The 5076-nt window shown below is 58.2% G+C and carries 7 protein-coding genes; all 7 read left to right on the forward strand.

Annotated features, from left to right (window positions below):
• Positions 1-39 precede the first annotated feature (39 nt).
• Positions 40-1212 carry a RuBisCO large subunit C-terminal-like domain-containing protein gene (locus AC2VNK_RS08505; RefSeq protein WP_486883459.1) on the forward strand — a complete coding sequence of 391 codons (1173 nt, stop codon included), beginning with the start codon at positions 40-42 and terminating at the stop codon, positions 1210-1212.
• A complete protein-coding gene (locus AC2VNK_RS08510) occupies positions 1212-1865 on the forward strand; it encodes an HAD-IB family phosphatase (RefSeq protein ID WP_486883457.1) in 654 nt (217 codons plus the stop codon). Before AC2VNK_RS08505 ends, AC2VNK_RS08510 begins: the two co-directional genes overlap by 1 nt.
• The gene (mtnB, locus tag AC2VNK_RS08515) at positions 1855-2475 is read left to right on the forward strand and encodes a methylthioribulose 1-phosphate dehydratase (RefSeq protein ID WP_291523932.1); all 621 of its coding nucleotides are present in this window, start codon (positions 1855-1857) and stop codon (positions 2473-2475) included. Before AC2VNK_RS08510 ends, mtnB begins: the two co-directional genes overlap by 11 nt.
• A 1-nt stretch (position 2476) precedes the next feature.
• Positions 2477-2998 (forward strand): glycine cleavage system transcriptional repressor, encoded by a 522-nt coding sequence (locus AC2VNK_RS08520; RefSeq protein ID WP_291523930.1) that lies wholly within the window; start codon positions 2477-2479, stop codon positions 2996-2998.
• Positions 2998-3501, forward strand: a complete 504-nt coding sequence (def, locus tag AC2VNK_RS08525) for a peptide deformylase (RefSeq protein WP_291523928.1) — start codon at positions 2998-3000, stop codon at positions 3499-3501. Before AC2VNK_RS08520 ends, def begins: the two co-directional genes overlap by 1 nt.
• Before the next feature lie 466 nt (positions 3502-3967).
• Complete coding sequence (locus AC2VNK_RS08530; protein ID WP_486883460.1) at positions 3968-4675, forward strand: GntR family transcriptional regulator; 708 nt, start codon at positions 3968-3970, stop codon at positions 4673-4675.
• A gap of 12 nt (positions 4676-4687) precedes the next feature.
• Positions 4688-5076, forward strand: a 389-nt coding sequence (locus tag AC2VNK_RS08535; RefSeq protein ID WP_486883458.1) for an FAD-binding protein, incomplete at its 3' end; no start/stop codon positions are given.

A 5076-nucleotide genomic window follows, 5' to 3' on the forward strand; every position in this document is an offset into this window, starting at 1 on the left:
GCATTATACGGATCGTGCCCTTCAGCATTTCCCCAACCCATGACGGCTTTTATTGAGGTCGATTACCAGTTTCCCGCCGGGGTAGACGCCCGGCGGCAGGCGCAGGCCATTGCCATCGGCCAGACTGCAGGGAGCTGGGATGCACGCTTTCAGCACCGGGAGGCGCAGTTGCGCGGCCATCTGGGGGAAGTGATCGCCATTGCCGAACTTGCGGCTGGGCGGCATCAGGCCACGGTGCGCTTCCCCGCCGCCAATGTGGATGGTCGTCTCGGCAGCCTCCTCACGATGATTTTCGGCAAATACTCTCTGGCGGGTCCCGCGAAGGTAACGGCGATCCGTCTGCCGGAGCGCTTCGGACAGGCGCCGCGCTTCGGGCTGGATGGCATCCGCGAACGACTGGGGGTACAGGAACGGCCCTTGGTTATGGCCATCTTCAAACCGGCACTGGGGCTGACGGCGGCGGACCATGCCGCGATTCTGGCGGAGGTTGCCGTTGCCGGGCTGGATGTCATCAAGGATGACGAAATCCTCCCGGACCTGCTGATGGCGGCGACCCTGGCGCGCTGGGAGGCCTGCGCGCCGGTGATCGCGGCGCGGCGTGATCAGACGGGTCGTGATTTGCTCTATGCGGTGAATCTCTCGGGGAATGCCCAGCAGGTGCAGACGCTGGCGCTGCAACTGGTGGCCGCCGGCGCTAATGCGCTGCTCCTGAATGTGCTGGCGTATGGTTTTCCGGTACTGGAGGCACTGGCCGCCGATCCCGACATCGATGTGCCGATCTTCACCCATCCCTCCCTGGCGGGCGCCTGGTGTGGCGCGCCGGATTACGGTTTTGCCTATGGGGCCTTGCTGGGTACGTTGATGGCCTATGGTGGCGCGGATGCGGTGCTCTATCCGGCCCATTATGGCAGCCTGCCTTTCGCCGCGGCGGACGAATGGGCCATCGTCGCCGCGCTGCGGGCGCGGGGCGTGGCGCCGGTGCCTTCGGCGGGCGTGCATCCCGGCATGGTGGGGCGCATCCTCGATGACTATGGAACCGAGGTCATCCTCAATGCGGGGACCGGGATTATGGACCATCCCCAGGGCCCCGCGAGTGGGGTGCTGGCTTTTCACGAGGCCATCGAGCGCTGGCAGCATGCGGCGCCGCGCGCTCTGGAAGATTTGCCCGCCGGACCCCTGCGGGCGGCGGTGGAAAAATGGGGGCAGGGCTGATGCAAAGGGCCATTTTTTGTGACTTCGACGGCACCATCACCGAGGCCGAAGTTTTCGTGGCCCTTATGCGCCATTTTGCGCCGGAGGCCGCCGCCCGGGTGCTGCCGGAAATCTATGCGCAGCGTCTGACCCTGCGCGATGGCTTGCCCCAGGTGCTCGGCACCATCCCCGCGCGGCGCTGGCCGGAGTTGGAGGATTTTGTACAAGGCACGGCGTTGCGTCCGGGGCTGGCCGGGTTGCTGGCCCATGCCAAAAAGGCCGATATCCCCTTTATCGTCGTCACCGGCGGTTTCACGCGCATGGCCGAGATCGTCCTCGCCCCCTATCGTCAGGAAATTTACGCCATCCATGGTCTTGAGGCAGATATCACCGGCGAATACCTGCGGGTGTTCTCGCCCTGGCAGGATGACCATGAACTGGTGGCCAAGGCCGCCGTGACCGCGCACTATCAACCCGAGGATGCCGTCTGCATTGGGGACTCCATCACCGATTTGCGGGTGGCCCGGCAGTGTCCCCTGGTTTGTGCACGGGACCGTCTTGCGGAATATCTGCGGAAGGAAGGGAGGGCCTTCCTGCCCTTTGATGATTTTCGGGATGTGAGCGCTGCCCTTGCGCAACGCGGCTGGTGGCGGGTGCCTGCCCATGCACCATGATCCGCGTACCCATCTCGCGGCGGCGGCCCGCGATTTTTATGCGCGGGGCTGGATGCTGGGCACCGCGGGCAACCTGTCGGCACGCAGCGATGCAGACGCTTTCTGGATTACCGCCAGCGGTCGCCCCAAGGATCAGTTGGGCGCCGGGGATTTTGTCCTGGTGAATTTGCGGGGTCGGGTTGTGCAGGCGCCGCCGGGACGTAAACCCTCTGCCGAAGTCGCCATCCACGAGGTGGTCTACCGGCATGTGCCTGACGCCCGGGTCATTTTCCACGTCCACTCGGTCGAGGCCAATCTCTGCGGGCACTTTGCGCAGCAGGGCCGGTTGCGCCTGCCAGCTCTGGAAATGCTCAAAGGTCTGGGCGTGCCCGATGCCGAGCCGCAGGTGGATCTGCCGGTCTTCGCCAATCATGTGAACGTCACCCAAATTGCCGAAGATATGGACAAGGCCTTTTCCCAGGCGCTGCCTCGCGTTCCCGGTGCGCTGATTCATCAGCACGGGGTGACGGCCTGGGGCCTGGATTTCCTGGCGGCCAGGCATCATCTCGAATTGTTGGAATACTGTTTTCGTTATCTCGTACAGGCGAAAGCCCTCGCTATAGGAGTCTAGGATGAGTCAAGCCCTTCTCACCGTCATCGGCGAAGATCGCCCCGGTATCGTCGCCGCTGTCACCCAAGCCCTGTTCACTGCAGACTGCTCCATCGGTGATGCCTCGATGATGCGTCTCGGTGGTTACTTCACCATTATGCAGGTCATCGATTATCCGCGTGATCTGGGTTCCGTGGAAATGGCGCTGGACCCGGCCATCAAACGCCTTAATCTGCGGGTGCATCTGGACCCTATCTCCAGCGTGGCGCTGACCGCAGATATGCCGAACACCCGGGTCACCGTTTACGGGGCCGATCATCCGGGCATTGTCGCGGGCGTCACCGGGGCCCTGGCGGCCATCGGTTTCAATGTGATTGATCTGGAAAGCGAGAGTTCCGGCAGTGCCGAGCGGCCACTCTATGTGATGGTCATTCAAGGCTATGCGCCAGAGGGTGTGGAGAGTGTCCGCAAGGCCGTGGTGCCGTTGCGGGAGAGGGAAGGGGTGGAAATCGGTGTGCATCCCATCGAGGCGGCGGTGTTCTGATGGCGGTGCTTTCCATTCTGACCTATCCGGACCCCAGACTGCAGCGCAAGGCCGAGCCGGTCAGCGTATTTGACGACGATCTGCACCATTTTATCGATGATCTGACGGAGACCATGTATGCCGGTCCGGGGGGTGTGGGTATCGCGGCGCCACAGGTGGACCGTCCGCAGCGCATCGTGATCGTCGACGTGCGTCCCAAACTGGGGGAGGACTGCCACGGGCTCATGGTGTTGATCAATCCCGAGTTGGCGGCGTGGGAGGGCATGGCGGTGGGCCGGGAAGGTTGCATGTCGGTGCCGGACTTTACCGGCAACGTCATCCGCGCCGAACGCATACAAGTGCAGGCGCAGGATGCCTCGGGACGAGAGCGGAGTTATGAGTGCGAAGGCTTCGAGGCTCGAGCCATCCAGCATGAAATGGATCATCTCGACGGTTTTCTTTTTCTGGACCGACTGGTCTCGCGGAAGATTGATCTGTTCCGGCGGAAGCAGTACCAGAAATAAATCCCTACCTCTCGCGGACGGCGCGTCCTGGTGCCGTCCGTTTTCATCCGCTCACGGGTTTTAAAGCGTGCGCTTCAAACGCCGGGGGCTTTGATATGCCCTGCACGGAATCCCACACCAGCACACGACTCGAATGCACCACCCGCCTTGCTACCGCAAGGGGTGATCGTCGCGCTTACGCCACCGGGCGCGCGTTCGGTTCGTGGAGCGCGTGTCGATCAGGCGCGAGAGCCATGCCTCCGCCGGACTACCGTTACGCCCAATTTTAGTGCGATGCACTTTAATGGCGCACTTTAATAGTGCGTTTTAAATGTTGGTGTTCTTTCGATGAGAATATCGCAATGATTCATATGATATTTATAGTATGGGATTCCTGGCATTGATATTGCTACCTGTTCCTACAGGTATCACAACGGAATCAGTAGCGATGACATCCACAAAACACACCTGCACAACTATTACCTCAATGCATCCACTGTATTTACAACTGAAAGAGCAAATACGGTCCAGTATTCTGGATGGAACGTACCCACCACACTCTCAGATGCCATCGGAAAGTGACATGGTCAAATTCTTTAACGTGAGCAGAACCACGGTGAGGCAAGCACTGAGAGATCTGCAATCAGATGGTCTGATATTTAAAGTCCCCGGTAAAGGTTCATTTGTTTCCAGACCGAAAGCTACACAAGAATTAATTTCCCTCCAGGGCTTCGGCGAGGCCATGATAGCAAAAGGGCATGAGACATTTTCGACGTTTCTTGGCGCAAGGGAAATAATCGAGAATAGTACAGTAAGATCGAAATTGAAATGTGAAAGTGCGGATATTATGGAAATTAGAAGGTTACGCTACTTGAATAGGGAACCGATATCTGTAGACATTACTTATGTGCCAAGCAGTATTGGTAGGCGATTAATTCTAGAGGACCTCGCGACGCAAGATATCTTTGTCATCCTGGAAAATAAGTATGGTCTTCAGCTTGGCCGTGCGGAGATTCAATTGGAGTCAATACTGTCAGATGATGCACTTTCTCGGCTTCTGAAAATAGAGGCAGGATCTCCCATTCTCAGAATGGAGCGGCTCACTTACACGGCGGAAGACGTACCCATTGATTATGAGCACATTTATTATCGTGGTGACGCATTGAAATATATGATCAGTCTTAGGCGTAATTGAGAGGGCGGACGAATGAGTGCGGAATATGCGGAAAAGGAAGTTGACATTCTTGTGGTGGGCGGAGGTACTGCCGGACCCATGGCGGCGATCAGAGCCAAGGAAGCTAATCCACGGCTAAACGTCATGCTCATTGAGAAGGCAAATGTAAAGCGAAGTGGGGCGATATCCATGGGCATGGATGGCTTGAATAACGCGGTGATTCCAGGGCATGCTACTCCTGAGCAATATGTACGTGAAATAACCATTGCCAATGACGGGATTGTAAATCAGAAAGCTATATTGGCTTACGCCAGTAATAGTTTTCAGATGATTCAAAGACTGGACAAATGGGGGGTGAAATTTGAAAAAGACGAGACGGGTGAGTTTGCAGTAAAAAAGGTTCATCACCTCGGAAACTATGT

Source organism: Acidithiobacillus sp. TH-A35 (assembly GCF_057473505.1).